A 16,148-nucleotide genomic window follows, 5' to 3' on the forward strand; every position below is an offset into this window, starting at 1 on the left:
TGGTTGAGGTGGCCCGCCATTTGTTGGTTGAGGTGTGAGGAGCGTTAGCGACAAGCCTCGAAACCTGGACCTCCGTTGGTTGCGGTGTGAGGAGCGTTGGCGACGAGCCTCGAAACCTGTTGAGACGACGTCATTCTCATACGAGAACTCGCGGCTCACACCCCAACCGTTCGGGGCTAGCCGGATCGCGCCGGTCAATCCACCCGGGCCACCGACTCTTCGAGCAGGAGGTAGCCGGCCAGCATCCGTTTGAGTTCGGCGACGATCGCCTGGTGCTGCGTCACGTCCTGCACCGACAGGCTCAGCAGTGAGTAGGTGGTGTGTACCAGCACCTGCGACATCATTTCGCGGCGGCCCCGCTGCGATGGGGTGAGCGGGGCGAGGGCACGGGCCACGAGCTCGGCCAGGAGCCGCTCGTTCTGGATGGCGGTCAGCCGTGTCGACGGCGTCGACTGGACCGCCAGCCACACCGCGCGGCGTGACGGGTCGGTGCGCCACAGGGCGGCCAGGTGGTCGAGGAACTTCTCCAGCAGGTGCGGCCAGTCCAGTGACGGCACCTCATCGGCGAACGCGGCCAGTTCATCGCGGACGGTGGCGGTGTCCTGCCGGTCGAGTTCGCACACGATCACGTACTTGTTGGCGAAGTACTGGTAGAGCGTGCCGATCGGAACCTCGGCGCGGGTGGCGATCTCCTCACACGTGAGGGACTCGATTCCGACCTCGATCAGCAACTCGCGCGCCGCGCCCAGCATGGCCTGGAACTTGCGTTTGCTGCGTTCCTGGGCGGGCCGTTTGCGTGGAACGAGCAGCTCGGTGTCGTCGGGCATCCGGCAGGGCGTCAGAGTGACAGATCGCGGCGCAGCTTGGCTACGTGTCCGGTGGCGCGCACATTGTACTGGGCGACCTCGATGGTGCCGTCCTCGTCGACGAGGAACGTGGAGCGGATCACCCCGTTGACCACCTTTCCGTACATCTTCTTCTCGCCGAACGCGCCCCACTCGGTGAGAACCTTCTTCTCCGGGTCGCTGAGCAGTGGGAAGGTCAGCTCGTCGCGTTCGACGAACTTGGCGAGCTTGGCGGGTTTGTCGGGGGAGATGCCGATGACGGTGACGCCGGCGTCGTTGAGTTCGGCGAGGTTGTCGCGGAAGTCGCAGGCCTGCTTGGTGCATCCGGGCGTCATGGCGGCGGGGTAGAAGTAGATGATCACCTTGCGTCCGGAGTAGTCGGACAGCGAGACCGGGTTCTCATCGGCGTCGAGCAAGGTGAAGGCGGGTGCCTTGTCGCCGGGCGCCAACCGCGTCGTTTCAGCCATACAGGCAGGTTAGTGCATGGACCGGCCGGTGGGTGTTCAGGTCGTGTCCGGCGGGTGGCCCTGCGCGGACCGGTCGATACCGTAGTCTGCACTATGACCTGATTACTGCACCTAGCAGCGCCTGGAGGACAACGACGTGGCCGATACCGAACGCATTGAGCAAGAGATCGCGGCGGCTCGCGAGGATCTGGCCAAGACCCTCGACGCACTGGCGGTGCGGGCCAACCCACAACGCCTGGCGGACGATGCCAAGACGCGCGCGCTGGCGGTACTCAACTCCCCGGCCGTCAAGTACACCCTCATCGGTGCCGGCGTCGTCGTGGGAATCGTGGTCGTCCGCAAGATCTTCTGATCCCTCGGCCGATAAGAATCCCCCCGGTTCTGACGGGGGGATTCTTTGGTCTAGTGCGACATTCCGAGTAGTTCGAAGGGATCGAGATCTTCGATCTGGGCGCCGTATCGGTGGGTCATGGCGCGCACGACCTCGGACGGTTGCATCACGGTGGGAACACACATCCAGAAGAACCCGTGCAGACTGTGGCGACGGTATTCTTCCCACACCACGTCGTCGGTGAGGTGGGGGCCGCCGGCGGCCGCCAGAGCGTCACGGTAGAGGGTCAGCAGCGCGCGCTCGTGCGTGCGACGGTCGTCGGTGTCGAGTGCCGATCCGAGGAAGTATGCGACGTCGTGCGCCCATGGCGCCAGGCAGGCGGTCTGCCAGTCGAGGTAGGCGGTGCGGCCGCCGGGGATGCGGTAGAGCTGGCCGGTGTGGGCGTCGCCGTGATTGATGACGTGGGTGGCGGCGTCGTCGTATTCCCACAGCTTGGCGAATGCCGTACGAACGAATTCGCCGTCGCGCATGTGGTCCGGGAGTTCGGGTACCTCGTCGCGGCCGACGAGCGGGCCGAACATCTCGGGACCGAGCATGACCTGGAAGGCCTGCCGGGCCGCTTCGACGCCGACGGGCAGCCAATCGAAACGGCCGGGTTTGGTGTCCCAGGTCTCGCCGTGCAGACCGGCGAGCAGTTCAAGGGTTTCGGCGGCGGCGTCGACTCCCCAGAGATTCACACCGTCACAGAATTCCGCGCCTCGCTGGGTGAGATCTTCCATGATGACGATGCCCTGCTCGGCCTCGCTGGCGGCATAAAACCCTCGCGGATGTTCGACGGTGAGTTCGGGTGACAGGTCGCGGAAGAATGCGCCCTCCAATTCGTAGGCGCTGCCCAGGCCGAAGGCGCGGCTGCGTTCGTCGAATCCGCCTTTGATACAGACATGCTCGGGGACGTTCTGGGAGTCGCCGTCGAATGCCAGTCGCGCGAAGACCTTTGTCGCCGAACCCCAGATGACGCGTTCGACTTCTACGTCGGTGACCCGGATTCCCGGCCGGTCGGTGGAGAGTGCTGCGGTGAACCAGTCGGCGGTGAGGTGCTCGACGGTCCGGGGGAGCGAGGCTTCAGCTGTCGTCATGGAGTGACCGTACATAGTGTATGAATATGTTGTCAATCACAGTTGGACGACGATTGTGATGTGTTCGTATGGGCGCTGTGGAGGGGTGCCGAACGTGTCCTCGCCGGGCGTCGGGCCTCTCGCCGGAGTGACGATCGGAACTGTTCCGCGCCGCCGGCGGGGAGCGGGCGGCAAGTTCGTCGCCCGGCGGTGCGCGTCGGTTGTGGGGTGCGGCGGCAGCCGATGTGAATCTGGTCACCAACTGTGCGCCAGTTGTCTTCGCGCGGATCGGATTCGGCTGGTCGAAGACCCGTCGATATGTCTCTGACCAGGCGATTTCACATTCGAGCGCACATGCTGTTACTGTTCTCCAGGTGCAAGACCGAGCGCCATTAGCTCAATTGGCAGAGCAGCTGACTCTTAATCAGCGGGTTCGGGGTTCGAGTCCCTGATGGCGCACAAGAAAAGTCCCTCACCAGCGGAAATATGGTGAGGGACTTTCTCGTCCTATCCTAGGGGCGGTACTCCCGAACGTGCTCTCTAAAGGGTTCGGCGGGACGCTGCGGGACGGCGGTCGAGACACCCCTCGCTGGGCGGCCCATGGGCCGCCGCAGGGATGCGGTAGGCCGATGGATCGGATGATGTTCCGGCGACATGGCCGTCAGATTGAGTCGTTGACTGACATGGAAGGCCCTTGGCGGGGCGGTGTGAGCCGGTGAGGTTCGGAAGACGTGATGGAATAGGCGTTAATGCCTTTTGTTCTGCGCGGGAAGGCAGCGAAGATCAAGGAAAGAGCTGACCTGCGCAAACAGCGAGATGCCGACGGTGAGCGGGCCTGCTGCACGAATAGGCGACAGTGGGTAGTCATGCCGACTGATCGACGGTCGTGCTCATGATTGTCCGGTATTCGATTGGCGTCAACCGGGCGCAGACGGCCTGTCTGCGCCCGGAGTCGGCTCGATCCCGGAACACCCGCGATCTGCAAGTGTCCCAGGGCGTTCCAGGATTGGAGTCCAAGACGTCCCTCTGCAGCCCGTGTCAGGTGGGAAGACCGACGCGCCGGGCAGTGGTGGCCCAGAGACGGGCGAGGCGCTCGGGGGCGGTGGTGTGCGGAGCGGTCTCGACCTCGTCGCGGTTGGCGAAGTAGCGGCCGGTGACGCCCTCGAGCTCCGGAGCGGTGGCGGCCCAGTAGGGGGTGTCAGCGCCGTCCTCGGCGACGGGGATATCGTGTTCGGTAGCGCCGAACATAGCGAGGGCCTTTTCGGCGAGGCCGTCGATACCGCCCATGAGGCCGGTGCCGCCGATGATGCCAGGGTGGACACCATTGACGGTGATGGCGGTGCCAGCGAGGCGCTCGGCTAGATGGTTGATTCCTTGGACGCGGTCAGTGGTCGTACGCGATCAGGGATCGTTTGGTGGTGATGCCGGTGGTCCAGTTGTGCCAGATGCCGGCGGACATCGCCAGGAGGCGTTGACTCACTCGGGCGAACACTCCGTGGGTGGTCCGGCCGCCGTGTTTCTCCAGGCCGAGCTGCCCTTTGAGGGTCTGGTTGACCGATTCGATCCACTGCCGCACCCCGCCGAGGTTGCCGTTGCGGTAGGTCTCGTCCTTGCGGTCCGGGCGCAGCAACCGCAGGCCCATCGCGGCGGTTGTGGCAGCGAACGTCTTTCCGGAGAAGCCCTTGTCGGCGAGCAGCACCTGCCCGGAGCGGATGAGGTGGTGATCGCGTTCGAGCAGCGCGGTCACCACCTCGCGTTCACCGATCTTCGGATGCGCCAGGCACCACATGATCGGCATCCCGTCGCCGGCGCACACCAGATACAACTTCAAGCCCCAGTAGAAACGCGAGTGTGACGCGCAGTAGCCGTATCCGGCGTGCCCGGCCAGGCCGGACCGCTTGACCGTTTCCCTTGACATGCCACACGGAACCGGGGTGGCGTCGGTGATCCACAGGTCGTCGAACCACGACGGTGAGAGCCGTGCCACCGCCTGAATTGTCTTGCACAGCAACCCTCGTGCCGCCCTGACACGCTTGTTGTAGTCGGACTGGCCCGGCAGATACGGGAACAGTGCGCGCAGTTGCTCGTTGCCGTGGACGTGCCGGATCCAACGCCGTTCACTGTCGAACCCGAGCAACACCTGCGCTACCGCGAGCGTGAGCAGTTCGGCATCGGAGAGCAGCGGGCGCCGGCCGCGTCCCGAGCGGGGTTCGACGACGTGGTCGTCGATGAGGACATAGAGTTCAGTCAGGAGGGTTTCGAGTTCTTTCGTCACACATTGATCTTGAAGCCCTCCGCCTACCTCGTTGCCGACGGCACCTTCAAGGAATCAACCATCTAGGCCGGCTGCGAGCATGACGTCCATGTTTTTACTGTGCCCGTAGAGAGCGAAGGCGCGCAGGTCATCATCCGGGAACAGCAGGTCAACATTCTGGTAGGTGAGGTCGTCGACGTCGACCACGAGGTTTGCAGACCCTGCAGGTTCGGCACCGAGGATGAGGTACCGGGCGGCGTGCTGCGGGAAGGCCTCGGCGAGGCGGCGCAGCAGCAGGTATGGCGCGATGTAGTTCACCGCGATGGTCAGCGGCACGCCAGCCGCGGCGCGCTGGTCGACGGGCGCGATGAGGGCGGCGTTGCTGATGACGACGTCGAGGGCTCCCTGGGCAACGAGGCGGTCGGCGAGCATACGAACCTGATCGAGGTCGCCGAAGTCAGCTTGCTCTGTGGTGATCTGCACAGTCGGGGCGATGCTCTGCAGCTTCGCGGCGGACGCGGCGAGGCGATCTGCGCTGCGTCCGACCAGGACGACGTCGTGGCCGTCGCTAGCGAAGCGCTGCGCGAGCGCCTCGCCGATACCGCTGGTGGCGCCGGTGATGAGTGCCTTCATGATGGAGCTCCTTGCTCGTTCGGAATAGGTTGACGTTGTCAACCTATTGGCAACTGTAACATTCAACTTGACCTTGTCAACCACGCGAGCGGAGTAGCCCATGAGCCCCGTTGATACCCGCAGCAAACTGCTTTATGCCGCACAGGAGCTCCTCGACGAGGGCGGGCCCGCAGCGGTGACGCTGCGCGAGGTCGGCCGGCGCAGCGGCGTCTCGCACAACGCCCCGTACAAGCACTTCGACAGTAAGGAGCTCCTGCTAGCCGAACTTGCAGCGCTCGAACTCACTCACCTGCACGAGGCGCTGGCACGCGACCTTGACGGCGGTGTCCCGCCGGTCGACGCGCTGGAACGCTCGATCGCTGAGCAGGTCACCCGCGCCGTCGCGTATCCGGAGCGCTATCGGCTGATCTATGGGCGTTGGGAGTCGACCGAAGTGCTCGATGGCGTCGCACTCGAATCTTCGGCCCTCATGGCTCGCACGGTCGCTGACGCACAGGCGACCGGCGCCATCGCCCCCGGCGAGCCTGAGAGGGTCTCCGCTCTGCTGCGCGCTATGGTGCGCGGGGCTGCCGAGCTTCAGAGCGCTGGGCATCTCGCCGCCGATGGAAAGGGGCGTGCTGATGCTGCCGACCTCGTCGGGGACCTACTGAGTCTACTCAGACGTTGAGGCCCGATGCTCAGCGTGTCATTTCCCCAGGGAACGCTGTCGATAGTCGGCTGGTGCCATCGCATACGCACGATGCTGACTCGGTAGAGCGCGGCGTTGGCCGGTCGGTTCCCACCGCGGTACAGGCGATGCCGATTGTTGGTCTTTCCTGATCCGGCCGGGATCGGACAAGCGCCGCACATCTTGGCGAACGCTGCCTCGGACTTGATGCGGTTGGTGTTGTCGCCGGCGGTGATGAGCATCTGCGCCGCTGTGTCGTAGCCGACACCCACGGCCGCGACGAGCCGAGGCGCAGCAGACGCGGTGGGCGCCTTCAACGATGCGGCGTGAGCTTTTGGCCTCGTCATGCAGCGCCGGCCAGCGCTGCGCCATCGAGGACAACACGTGTCGCATCGCCGCGTCGGGGTCGGTCGGCACAACGACCGCTGGTGCACCACGACGGACGGGCGGCAAAGAAGCGGGACCTTGCAGCGCCGCGCAGTCGTTCTTACCTGCGAGTCGACGTTCGGCGGCCCGTGCTGGCCGGGCGATCTCATGGACCTGGTGGCCCTGGTTGCGTAGGTAGCGTGCCAGGCCGATGCTGTAGGAGCCGGTGCCCTCAATGCCGAATCCGATCAGGCGACCGGCGGACCCGAGGAAAGTCAGGCAGAAGGCCAGAAGTTCCTCGAACCCGGCGGTCGTGGCAGGTACGGCGGTATCGCCGAGCCGGCCACCGAGGCCGTCGATCGCGACCGCGACGTGGTTGTCTTTGTGGGTGTCGACGCCGACGATGACATCGTCACGGCGAAGCTGCATGCTGGAGATTGGGCTATGGGTTCCTCTCTCGTACTCGGGGGCCATGGTTCCGCTGGCCGGAGTTGGCGGACAGGACTGCGATGAGGCCCTGGTTGAGTCAGGCTCCTATCAGATCGCTGCCCACCCGGCCAGCAGCCTGGGTGAACGCCACTACCCGGGCCCGACAGGCCAACGCGAGGGCACCCGCGGCCGCGATCGACCGGATCAGCCCCGAGGCGTGGACACCGGCCTACGACGCCGACGGCGTGCAACGCGACGGGGCCGTGGGTGGCCGAGTTGACCGGGATGATCGACATGTCGGGCTGGCCCGACGGGATGCGGGTGATCGTCCGGAAAGAGAGCCCGCGTCCGGGTGCCCAATTGCGGTTCACTGACCGCGATGGGTCACCGCTGAACCTGTTTGTACCAATACTGTGCGGGGTCAACTCGCCAGACTGGAGTTGCGGCACCGGCTGCGTGCCCGCCGTGAAGATCGTATCCGCACCGCGAAAGACTGTGTGCTCGCCGGGAACGGCAGCGGCATCCGGTGTCCGGCTACCCGCTGCCATCACCGTGCCGTCATGACCGTGCTGTCATAGCCGTGGTGCGATCCGCAGGAAGTCGCCGACCACCGTGTTGAACTCGGCGGCGCGTTCGATCTGGGTCCAGTGGCCACAACGGGCGAAGACGTGCAGATCGGCATCCGGCAGCAGGCGGACCATGTTCCAGGCCACATCGACCGGAACCACCCGGTCCTCCCTGCCGTGCACCAGCAGCGTGGGAACCGTGATCGCCCGAACCTGCTCCTCGGTGATGCCGAGCTGACCGCCGGCATGGTCGGGATGGAAGAACATCAGGCGGTAGGCCTCGTGCGCGCCGGGAGCGGCGCTGGCCTCGTAGCGGATTGTCACCAGTTCGTCGGTGATGATCGAGGTGTCGACCGCGAAATAGTTCACGAGCAGATCACGCATAGCCGGTGCGGACGGTGTATAGGCGCGCAGCGCCTTGAGTCCGTCGGTCAGCTCCATCCCCACGCCCGGCGCACCCATCAGCACCAGGCGATCGAGTCGGGACCGATCGTCTTCGGCCATCTGACAGGCGATTCGGCCGCCGAGCGAGTTGCCGATCACGGATGCCTTTTCGATGCCCAGGGCGTCGAGGAAGCCCCAGACGTGATCGGTCCAGGTGCGCAACGAGTACCGGACATCGGCGGGACGTTCGGTCGCCCCGAAGCCGACCAGGTCGAGAGCGAGGACTCGCGCGCCGGCAGCCAGGGGCTCGATCGCGTGTTGCCAATTCGCCCAGGCCGACACGCCGGGACCGGAGCCATGCAACAACACCACGGGCGCGCCCTCGCCGACGTCGTGATAGTGGGTGTTCACCCCGTTCACATCGACGTACCGGCCTTCGCGCAGATTCATGGTCGCGGTCATATGGAGGTCTCCTCGCTGTGCTGTGCAGAACATGCGCAGCCGCGAAAGTGCCTGCGGCTGACCCGATCCAATCTATGGAGGAGTTCTGAAGCACTGCCAGAAGCGGTTCCGGGGGCTGGAATCAGCGCCGTGAGAACACCGTCGGAATTCCCGCCGGCTCACCGCCGGCCAGCAACAGTTCGCGTTGTTCCGACCGGGACAGGCTTGCCGACCGATAGCGATCGAGTTCGTCGCCGAGGTGGCGGGGATCATCGCTGAGCAGGAGTTTACGACCGGTGCTCAACGGTGCGGCGTCATCGATGAACACCCGTCGCCGGCTCTCCGCGTAGTTGTCGAGAACCGTTGTGTCGGCCGCATCGTGAATGACCGCCTGCAGGGCCTCGGCCAGTCGGAACGCGTCGAAGAAGCCGGTGATCGAACTGTGACCGGTGATGCGGGTGGTCACATGGGCCGCGGCACCGGCCAAGAGGACCCGCCCCACCCGGTAGGTGTCCGCGGTCCGCCGGTGCATGCGGGCGGTCCGCCATCCCAGCGTCGTCACCGGTATGTTTTCGCTCACCCGCCGGATCGTGTTATCAACCCTGGTTCCTATCGACTCCTCCGGCCGCACAATCGGTTCGGAATACGCGCACACCCACTCACCGGGTCCGGACCGTTGCAGCAACGCGCTGGTGCGGTCGTCGCCGTGGTGATTGCCGAGATAGAACGTGGTGGCGTGGCAGCCCGCGGCGCCGAGGTCTCCCCGCACCAGCGCGGTGACCGAACGTTCACGCCAGGTGAATCCGCGAAAGCCTACGCCGAGGAGGCGGCGAACGGCGCTGCGAGTACCGTCGGCACCCACCAGCCAATCACCACGAAACGTCTGTCGTCCTACCCGCGAATCGATGTCGACGACCACACCCCGCTGGTCCTGGGTGATCGAGGCGATGCGTTCGGCCCGCACCAAACGCGTATGGCGGTACTCCGAAAGATGTTTGATCAGAACCGATGACAGTCCGTCCTCGCCGAGATGCAGGTTGAACGGGAACTCGACGTCGTCGCGCAGCACATCGAGGTCGAAGTCGATGTTCTCCCCGGTATCCGCGAGATGTATCCGCACCTGGCTTTCGGCCGCACCGGCCGCACGGGCGTCGGCGAGGACGCCGAGCCGTGCCAGCTCGGGCAGCACACACCAACTGTGGACGTACTGGCACGATGACGTGTCGTCGTCGGCAGGGTCGATGACCGTGACTTCGATTCCCGCCTTCGCCAGGGCCAGCGCCGTGCACAGACCCACGGGCTGGGCGCCGACGATGACGACATGGGCACTCATGGACGGCCGCCCGCCCCGGCAGGGCACGATGACGCCGGTCGGCGGAGTGTGGTGATCTCGTCCGCCACCATGCCGAGAAATGCGAGGCCGTTGTGTCGGTGCAGGCCACGGGCCTGTTCGCGGGTGAGCGCGCCGGAGGATGCGGCGGCGTCCACGAATGCCGCGGCGCCCTCCAACTGTCCCGGAATGAACGGGTGGTCGGTTCCCAGAAGGAGATGGTCGCCGCCGAACCGGTCGGCCAGCACGCGTAGACTTCGGTGATCGAACACCAGTGAATCCACCCAGAGCGAGGACACCAAGCGGTCCGCGTGTGCGGGATCGACCGCGTCGAAGATCGAGGCGCCCAGTCGCAGCCGAGGGTAGGCCCAGGCGAAGGTCCCGCAGCCGTGCGCGAGGGCGATCCGTAGCCGCGGATACCGTTCGAGAACACCGCCGAAGACCAGCGCGGTCGCGGCGATCGCGGTGTCGGTGATCATTCCCAGACCGAAATCGTAGGGCTGCCCCGACCGGCGAAGTACCCCGCCGCCACCGTCGGTGGGGTGGATCAGGATTGCCGCGCCGAGCTCCTGGGCGGCCTCGAACAGCGGCCACAGCTCAGGCGCATCGAGATCGAATTCCCCGACCTGTGAACCGATCTCGACTCCTCGAAGCCCCAGATCGGCCACGGCCCGGTGCAGTTCGGCGACGGCGGACCCCACATGGGGCAGGGGGAGTGTGCCGAGCCCTTCGAGGCGCCCGCCGCCGCGACGTACCGCGTCGGCGATCGAGTCGTTGGACGCGCGGGCGTAGTCGACGGCGGCCCGGCGGTCGGCCCAATAGGCGAGGGTGATCGGCACCGGCGAGATCACCTGCACAGCCACCCCCGCGCGGTCGAGTTCGGCCACCCGCTCGTCGACGTCCCAGAGGACCGACCGTACTCGGCGGAAGAGTTGATCGCCGAGCATCAGAACGCCGCCACCGTCGGTCCCCGGTACGAGAATCGGCCATCGATCGTCGGGCCGGGAGTTGAGCCGACTGCCGAGATCGATCCCGAAATAGTGCGCGTGTACGTCGACGGCACCGGCCCGATCACCGGAAACCCTCGTATCCATCAGGGTCATATGTACCAGTCCCATATCCGTCGGCCCGCAGTATCGATGAGCGCATCGTAGGCATCTGTCCCGATCCGATCTGAGTCGCTGTTCCGGCGGCCGGAACAACGAAAAGCGGCAAAACGGTGACGTGCCTCACGATATGAGGTAGTCAATACAGACAACCGACTATGCGTCGAGGTGAACAATGCTGGCCATCAGCCCCCAGCCCCGTGAGGCCGCAGGAGATACTCCGTCGATCTTGACGAAGGCGTTCGACCTGCTCCGCGCGTTCAACGCGCAGGAGCGGGTGATGACACTGAGTGAGCTTTCCCGTGCGTCGGGCCTGCCGAAATCGACCGTGCACCGGTTGCTCGCCCGGCTCATCGACCTCGGTGCGGTCGAACACCACCGGTCGGGCTACAAGATCGGAATGGCGCTGCTCGAACTCGGGGCGTCCACCCCCGCGGGATACATGCGTGATCTCGCCATGCCCCACCTGACGAAGCTGCACCAGTGGACCGGCGAGACGGTACTCATGGGTGCCCTGCGAGAGTTCGACGTCGTGTACCTGGAGAAGCTGGCGCAGCGGGAATCGCCGGCGTCCATCGTGACGATCGGCTCTCGACTGCCCGCCAATTGCACAGCACTCGGCAAAGCTCTGCTCGCCTTCGAGAATCTTGACGACCTGGCGGCGTTTCTGCCGTCGCCGCTGCCGAGGATGACACACCGGTCGATCTCCTCGGTCGACGAGTTGGTCGAACAGTTGCGCCGCGTCAGGGCGGAGGGTGTGGCCCGCGAATGCGAGGAGGCACAACCGGGGCTCGCCTGTGTGGCGGCGCCGATCGTGATGAACGGGTTCGCCGTCGGTGCGGTGTCGGTGGGATTCAGCGCCGACCGCCCACCCGCGATGAACGTGTCGGGTGCGGTACGGGCGACTGCAAGTCAGATTGTGGCGGAACTGGAGACCGGATTGGCGGCGGGCCGGGAACACTGGTTCCCCCGGGAGATGTGATCCACGGGGGAACCCGCGCCGCGATGTTCAGCCGAAGACCGCGAACGCCTTGTTGGAGTTGAAGATCTCGGTGACCACCAGCTCCGACCAGCGCAGCGACATGTCGAGTTCGGACATCGCACCCAGCAGGCAGTACCAGTTGAGCATCTCGTGCTGACCGGAATCGACCACTTGACGGCTCGTGCGTGCGTTCCAGAGGTCGTAGTCGCCGGCCACCATGGCGTCGTAGAGTGTCTGGTCGGCCTCGGTGTCCGGGCGCAGATGCCACCCCTTGTCGTGAAGAAAGGCATGCGACCAGCTCGACGACGCGACCAGCGCGACCCGCTTGTCACCGCGGGCGGCGAACCGCCCTACGGCCCTGCCGAACTCGAAACAGCGGCGCGGGGACGGACCCGGGGGATCGAGGTCCTCGCCGGCGTTGATGTCGGCGAAGCGGGCGATCCCGCCCTTACGTGCGATCACATGCTCGCCATAGCAGTTCACCGCCATGGGGACAATCGGATACGGGAACTCCGCGCCGACATTGTCGAAGTCCAGAAACAGCTGGGTGTTGCCGAACGCATGTGGGAAGTGAATCCCTTTGCGCTGCTGATAGGAGTAGGCGACGTCGATACCTGAGCCGAGGACCTCTGCGGCCGCCTTCTTGGCGTAATCGGGATCTCCGCGCATGGTGAACGAGGTGTCGCCGGGAAGATCCCAGTAGTTCGGCACCTTGATCATGTCCAGCACGCCAAATGGCTCGACCTCGGTGTCCTCGTAGGCAAGAACGCAGAACGACGGGATAACCTCTTCACGGAAGTTCTCGTACTGGTCGTCGCCCCACACGATGAGAACATCCGGTGCGAACTCGTCGATGGCCTTTCGGCATCGAAGGAGATTGTCCATCAGCACCGCGCGGTGCTCGGTGGCCGCGGAAACTCCTTCGTCGTCTCCCCATTCGGTCTTCGCCAACGGTGGCCACGCCGAAGGATCCTTGCGATCGGCGGGGATATCGGGATCTTTGAGGGTGCTCTTGAGCAGGCTCGCCATATGGGTGTCCTTGCCGGCGAGCAGGGGATAGTGGGTCAAACCCACACCGAGAACTTCTGCCATGGTCTCTCCTCGTTCGCTATCTTCCGGTCCCGCGTCCGGCCGGTACCGGAGCGGAAAAATCCTGATGACGGGTACCGGAGCCGATTGCCTTTCGGAACTTCATCAGAAGTCGCGGATTGTCGATGACGAGCGCGCCGACCAATACTCCGGAATCATCGGCGTAGGCCGCCACCAGATCGCCGGTACGGGCCTCGCCCGTGACGGTCACCGGTGAACCCAGCCCCGGTCGCCCGATGATCTGAATGCGCTTGCCGTACTGGTCCGACCACACGTAGGGCAATGCGGGACGCGGTGCCGGTGCGCCCACGATATCTGCGGCGATAGCATCGGCGTGTTCGTTGGCGTTGGTCCAGTGCTCTATACGGGTGAGTTCGCCGTAGAGGGGATTGTGCCAGCGGGCGACATCCCCGGCGGCGTATACATCGGCGGCGCCGATCGCCCGCATGGTCTGATCACAGACGATCCCGTTCTCCAGAGTCAGGGACGAGGACTCCAGCCAGGTCACCGCGGGCGTAGCACCGATCCCCACGACGACGAGATCGGCGGGCAGAATCCGGCCGTCGGACAGCCGAACGCCGGTTGCCCGGCCGTGGCCGTCGAGGCCGCAAACCTGTTGCCCGGTCACGAGCGTGGCCCCGTTGGCGGTGTGGAGTTCGGCCAGACGCCGCCCGACATCGGCACCGAGTTGCTGGGCCAGAGGCGCTTCCTGGGCTTCGACAATGGTCACCGGCGTGCCATGTGCGGTTGCGGTGGAGGCGAATTCGGCTCCGATGAAGCCGGCGCCGATCGCAACGGCCCGTTGCCCGGTCGTCCGCAGCGCCCGACGTATCGCATGGGCGTCGTCTGCGTCGCGAATGGTGTGGACGTTGCCGAATCCCGCCGTGCCGGGAAGCGTGCGCGCCCGCGCGCCACACGCGATCACCAGTTTGTCATAGGAGATCTCGGTGTGATCGTCGAGGGCGAGGGCCTTTCCGGCTGTGTCCAGTGCGGTCGCGCGGGTCCCCAGCCGCAGGTCCACGCGCAATTCCGCGAGCGCGCCGGTTGTGATCAGCGGGACCGGCACGCCGGCTCCCCGCGGATCGATCATCTCCTTGGACAAGGGTGGCTTGTCGTAGGGCTGGTGCGGCTCCTCACCGACGATGGTGATCGAACCGCCGAACTCACGGGACCGCAGTGCTTGAGCGGTCCGGATTCCGGCGACTGAAGCCCCGACGATCACTACGTGCATTACAGTCTCCTGCCTAGTCATCTTTACCGGACTGCGCCGTGAGGATGTAGACCTTGTCGTCCTCGATCTCGACACCGAACGTCTTCAGGGCGACGGTGGCCGGAAAACACAGGGGCTTACCGGTACGAATGTCGAAGCGCGCCATATGCAGCGGGCACAGCACCTCGTTGCCGTCGAGGTCGCTGTCGGAACCGAGTGACCATTCCTCATGGGTGCAGGTGTCGGCGGTCGCGAAGAACTCGCCGTCCTCATTGCGATACAGGGCGATCGGCATGTCGCCCGAAACGGTCATCGACTCACCGTTGCCGAGATCGTTCACGGTGCAGGCGAAAAGTCGTCCGGTGGTCTGGATGATGCTGTCCATGGCCGCCTTTCAGGTAGCGTCGGGCGATCTGGATCCGCGCCGAATTCGTGTGGTGCCGAAGGAACGGCGATTCGATGTCGGTCAGTATTGTTTTCACAGACTTTCCCCGGACATACCCGGTTCCGGACGCTGGAACGGGCCACTACATTTCGCGGCTGAACCCGTGACGATCGACACACGCCCAATTACCCAGCCCTACCGAGGAGGACTCTGGTGTCTGAATATGTCGTCGATGATCGGGTGATGCCGCGATTTCAGGTCAATCGTGACGTGATGGTGGATCCGGAGGTGTTCGCCAAGGAGCGGGACGCGATCTTCGAACACAGTTGGCTCTACATCGGTCATGAGACCGAACTGAAGAAGAACGACTTCAAGACCCGAACTGTTGCCGGCCGGCCGCTGATATTCGCGCGGGACGCCAAGAACGATATCCGGGTCTGGATTAACTCATGCCCCCATCGCGGTGCGATGCTCTGCCGTGAACGCGACGGCAATGCCCGCTTCATGACCTGCTTCTATCACGGATGGAGCTTCAGTATCTCCGGGGACATGGTGTCGATGCCCGGTGACGATTCGTACGGTGCTGACTTCGCCCGCCCCGATCTTGCCGCGCCGGCACGGGTCGATTCCTACCGAGGATTCGTCTTCGTCAGCTTCGACCCCGAAATCGTCGACCTGAAAACGTATCTGGCCGGTGCCACCGAGTATCTCGATCTGGTGTGCGACCAGTCGGCGACACAGATGCAGGTGCTGGAGGGGACGCACGAGTACTCGATCAAGGCGAACTGGAAGCTGCTGGTGGAGAACAGTTTCGACGGCTACCATGCCGTCTCCACGCACCAGCGATACTTCGAGATGGTGCTCGCCGCCCGCGGCTCGCTGGATCCGAGCGCGCTTGCGGACTCCCGGGCCGTCGATCTGGGCAACGGGCACGCGGTCGTGGCGGGTGCACCGGCCACCGAGGGCCTGTTCGGCCGTCCGCTGTCCGAGTCGGGTGCCGCCGAACGTGATCGGCGATTCGGCGACTTTCGGGCGAGATACGGCGATGGGTGGGTCGACAGGATGCAGGGAAACCGCAATCTGGTGATCTTCCCGAACCTGGTGGTGATCGACCTCGTCATGGGTGTGGTGATTCGCAAGATCGATCCGGTGACACCCGACTACATGGAGGTGACGGCCTGGGAACTCGCCCCGCCGGAGGAGGGCGAGGAACTGCGCCGGCAGCGGCTGGACAACTTCCTGACGTTCTGGGGCCCGGGCGGTCTCGCGTCGCCCGATGATGTGGAGGCGCTGGAGAGTTGCCAGGTGGGATACGGCGGCCGCAAGGAACTCGGCTGGTCCGATATCTCGCGAGGTATGAACAAGACGGCAGCGTCGACCTCGGACGAACTGCAGATGCGGACGTGGTGGCGCAGGTGGAACGAACTGATCACCGGTGAGGTCCTTCCGCCGGAGGAGCAGTCCGCACTCGGCGAGATGTTCACCGCCGGTCGTCGCCCGGCCGACGCCTCGGCCGCGGCGGTCACGCGATAGCCGCCGGATGACGAG

Annotated in this window: 17 protein-coding genes, 1 tRNA gene and 2 pseudogenes; 6 read left to right on the forward strand and 14 right to left on the reverse strand. The window is 65.0% G+C overall.

The window, feature by feature from the left end; all coding sequences use genetic code 11:
- Positions 1–194 precede the first annotated feature (194 nt).
- On the reverse strand, positions 195–827 hold the full coding sequence (locus GII31_RS08415) for a TetR/AcrR family transcriptional regulator (protein ID WP_213248515.1): 633 nt from the start codon (positions 825–827) through the stop codon (positions 195–197).
- A gap of 11 nt (positions 828–838) precedes the next feature.
- Entirely contained in the window at positions 839–1,312 is a 474-nt protein-coding gene (gene bcp / locus GII31_RS08420; protein ID WP_213248517.1) for a thioredoxin-dependent thiol peroxidase, read from the reverse strand.
- 136 nt (positions 1,313–1,448) lie between these two features.
- On the opposite strand from bcp, the gene GII31_RS08425 reads away from it, so the two are divergent.
- A complete protein-coding gene (locus GII31_RS08425) occupies positions 1,449–1,664 on the forward strand; it encodes a DUF3618 domain-containing protein (RefSeq protein ID WP_213248519.1) in 216 nt (71 codons plus the stop codon).
- A gap of 50 nt (positions 1,665–1,714) precedes the next feature.
- Here the strand turns inward: GII31_RS08425 and GII31_RS08430 are convergent, their stop codons facing one another.
- Positions 1,715–2,779, reverse strand: coding sequence for a phosphotransferase (locus tag GII31_RS08430; RefSeq protein WP_213248520.1), 1,065 nt, complete (start codon positions 2,777–2,779; stop codon positions 1,715–1,717).
- A gap of 365 nt (positions 2,780–3,144) precedes the next feature.
- Here GII31_RS08430 and GII31_RS08435 point away from each other — a divergent pair.
- Positions 3,145–3,217, forward strand: a tRNA-Lys gene (locus GII31_RS08435).
- 579 nt (positions 3,218–3,796) lie between these two features.
- On the opposite strand, the gene GII31_RS08440 is transcribed toward GII31_RS08435, so the two are convergent.
- The 3 genes from GII31_RS08440 to GII31_RS08450 form a co-directional block, all read right to left on the reverse strand.
- Positions 3,797–4,006, reverse strand: a complete 210-nt coding sequence (locus GII31_RS08440; RefSeq protein ID WP_213248541.1) for a hypothetical protein — start codon at positions 4,004–4,006, stop codon at positions 3,797–3,799.
- 136 nt (positions 4,007–4,142) lie between these two features.
- A complete protein-coding gene (locus GII31_RS08445; RefSeq protein WP_213244400.1) occupies positions 4,143–5,033 on the reverse strand; it encodes an IS982 family transposase in 891 nt (296 codons plus the stop codon).
- A gap of 54 nt (positions 5,034–5,087) precedes the next feature.
- Complete coding sequence (locus GII31_RS08450; protein WP_213248543.1) at positions 5,088–5,645, reverse strand: SDR family NAD(P)-dependent oxidoreductase; 558 nt, start codon at positions 5,643–5,645, stop codon at positions 5,088–5,090.
- Positions 5,646–5,745: 100 nt separating this feature from the next.
- Here GII31_RS08450 and GII31_RS08455 point away from each other — a divergent pair, with 100 nt between their 5' ends.
- Positions 5,746–6,312 (forward strand): TetR/AcrR family transcriptional regulator, encoded by a 567-nt coding sequence (locus GII31_RS08455; protein WP_213248545.1) that lies wholly within the window; start codon positions 5,746–5,748, stop codon positions 6,310–6,312.
- Here GII31_RS08455 and GII31_RS22500 read toward each other — a convergent pair.
- Both GII31_RS22500 and GII31_RS08465 read right to left on the reverse strand, forming a co-directional pair.
- Positions 6,222–6,848: a transposase gene (locus GII31_RS22500; protein WP_322973070.1), complete on the reverse strand. Its 627-nt coding sequence runs from the start codon at positions 6,846–6,848 to the stop codon at positions 6,222–6,224. The genes GII31_RS08455 and GII31_RS22500 overlap by 91 nt on opposite strands.
- Positions 6,847–7,152: pseudogene (locus tag GII31_RS08465) on the reverse strand (IS110 family transposase); the annotation flags it as partial. The pseudogene GII31_RS08465 and the gene GII31_RS22500, both read right to left, overlap by 2 nt.
- 167 nt (positions 7,153–7,319) lie before the next feature.
- On the opposite strand from GII31_RS08465, the pseudogene GII31_RS08470 reads away from it, so the two are divergent.
- Positions 7,320–7,601: pseudogene (locus tag GII31_RS08470) on the forward strand (IS1380 family transposase); the annotation flags it as partial.
- A 78-nt stretch (positions 7,602–7,679) separates the two neighbouring features.
- Here the strand turns inward: GII31_RS08470 and GII31_RS08475 are convergent.
- The 3 genes from GII31_RS08475 to GII31_RS08485 form a co-directional block, all read right to left on the reverse strand.
- A complete protein-coding gene (locus tag GII31_RS08475) occupies positions 7,680–8,519 on the reverse strand; it encodes an alpha/beta fold hydrolase (protein ID WP_213248549.1) in 840 nt (279 codons plus the stop codon).
- 121 nt (positions 8,520–8,640) lie between these two features.
- The gene (locus tag GII31_RS08480; protein WP_213248551.1) at positions 8,641–9,831 is read right to left on the reverse strand and encodes an FAD-dependent oxidoreductase; all 1,191 of its coding nucleotides are present in this window, start codon (positions 9,829–9,831) and stop codon (positions 8,641–8,643) included.
- Positions 9,828–10,922, reverse strand: coding sequence for an amidohydrolase family protein (locus GII31_RS08485; protein ID WP_213248553.1), 1,095 nt, complete (start codon positions 10,920–10,922; stop codon positions 9,828–9,830). The genes GII31_RS08480 and GII31_RS08485 overlap by 4 nt, the downstream gene beginning before the upstream one ends.
- Positions 10,923–11,163: 241 nt before the next feature.
- Here GII31_RS08485 and GII31_RS08490 point away from each other — a divergent pair, with 241 nt between their 5' ends.
- A complete protein-coding gene (locus tag GII31_RS08490) occupies positions 11,164–11,916 on the forward strand; it encodes an IclR family transcriptional regulator (RefSeq protein WP_246222174.1) in 753 nt (250 codons plus the stop codon).
- A gap of 27 nt (positions 11,917–11,943) precedes the next feature.
- Here GII31_RS08490 and GII31_RS08495 read toward each other — a convergent pair whose 3' ends face one another.
- The 3 genes from GII31_RS08495 to GII31_RS08505 are packed head-to-tail and all read right to left on the reverse strand — an operon-like array spanning position 11,944 to position 14,600.
- Positions 11,944–13,008, reverse strand: a complete 1,065-nt coding sequence (locus GII31_RS08495) for a DODA-type extradiol aromatic ring-opening family dioxygenase (protein WP_213248557.1) — start codon at positions 13,006–13,008, stop codon at positions 11,944–11,946.
- A 16-nt stretch (positions 13,009–13,024) separates the two neighbouring features.
- Positions 13,025–14,236 (reverse strand): NAD(P)/FAD-dependent oxidoreductase, encoded by a 1,212-nt coding sequence (locus tag GII31_RS08500; RefSeq protein WP_213248559.1) that lies wholly within the window; start codon positions 14,234–14,236, stop codon positions 13,025–13,027.
- Positions 14,237–14,249: 13 nt separating this feature from the next.
- Positions 14,250–14,600 carry a non-heme iron oxygenase ferredoxin subunit gene (locus tag GII31_RS08505; RefSeq protein WP_213248561.1) on the reverse strand — a complete coding sequence of 117 codons (351 nt, stop codon included), beginning with the start codon at positions 14,598–14,600 and terminating at the stop codon, positions 14,250–14,252.
- 213 nt (positions 14,601–14,813) lie between these two features.
- Here GII31_RS08505 and GII31_RS08510 point away from each other — a divergent pair, with 213 nt between their 5' ends.
- Complete coding sequence (locus GII31_RS08510) at positions 14,814–16,133, forward strand: aromatic ring-hydroxylating oxygenase subunit alpha (protein WP_213248563.1); 1,320 nt, start codon at positions 14,814–14,816, stop codon at positions 16,131–16,133.
- Positions 16,134–16,148: the final 15 nt, after the last annotated feature.

Source organism: Gordonia pseudamarae, from assembly GCF_025273675.1.
In the GTDB taxonomy this organism is placed as follows: domain Bacteria; phylum Actinomycetota; class Actinomycetes; order Mycobacteriales; family Mycobacteriaceae; genus Gordonia; species Gordonia pseudamarae.

Bases quoted from the DNA above. Each gene is read 5' to 3' on its own strand.
- GII31_RS08415 (WP_213248515.1), bottom strand. From the start codon at position 827: ATGCCCGACGACACCGAGCTGCTCGTTCCACGCAAACGGCCCGCCCAG.
- bcp (WP_213248517.1), bottom strand. From the start codon at position 1,312: ATGGCTGAAACGACGCGGTTGGCGCCCGGCGACAAGGCACCCGCCTTC.
- GII31_RS08430 (WP_213248520.1), bottom strand. From the start codon at position 2,779: ATGACGACAGCTGAAGCCTCGCTCCCCCGGACCGTCGAGCACCTCACC.
- GII31_RS08440 (WP_213248541.1), bottom strand. From the start codon at position 4,006: ATGTTCGGCGCTACCGAACACGATATCCCCGTCGCCGAGGACGGCGCT.
- GII31_RS08450 (WP_213248543.1), bottom strand. From the start codon at position 5,645: ATGAAGGCACTCATCACCGGCGCCACCAGCGGTATCGGCGAGGCGCTC.
- GII31_RS08455 (WP_213248545.1), top strand. From the start codon at position 5,746: ATGAGCCCCGTTGATACCCGCAGCAAACTGCTTTATGCCGCACAGGAG.
- GII31_RS22500 (WP_322973070.1), bottom strand. From the start codon at position 6,848: ATGAGATCGCCCGGCCAGCACGGGCCGCCGAACGTCGACTCGCAGGTA.
- GII31_RS08475 (WP_213248549.1), bottom strand. From the start codon at position 8,519: ATGACCGCGACCATGAATCTGCGCGAAGGCCGGTACGTCGATGTGAAC.
- GII31_RS08480 (WP_213248551.1), bottom strand. From the start codon at position 9,831: ATGAGTGCCCATGTCGTCATCGTCGGCGCCCAGCCCGTGGGTCTGTGC.
- GII31_RS08485 (WP_213248553.1), bottom strand. From the start codon at position 10,922: ATGGATACGAGGGTTTCCGGTGATCGGGCCGGTGCCGTCGACGTACAC.
- GII31_RS08495 (WP_213248557.1), bottom strand. From the start codon at position 13,008: ATGGCAGAAGTTCTCGGTGTGGGTTTGACCCACTATCCCCTGCTCGCC.
- GII31_RS08500 (WP_213248559.1), bottom strand. From the start codon at position 14,236: ATGCACGTAGTGATCGTCGGGGCTTCAGTCGCCGGAATCCGGACCGCT.
- GII31_RS08505 (WP_213248561.1), bottom strand. From the start codon at position 14,600: ATGGACAGCATCATCCAGACCACCGGACGACTTTTCGCCTGCACCGTG.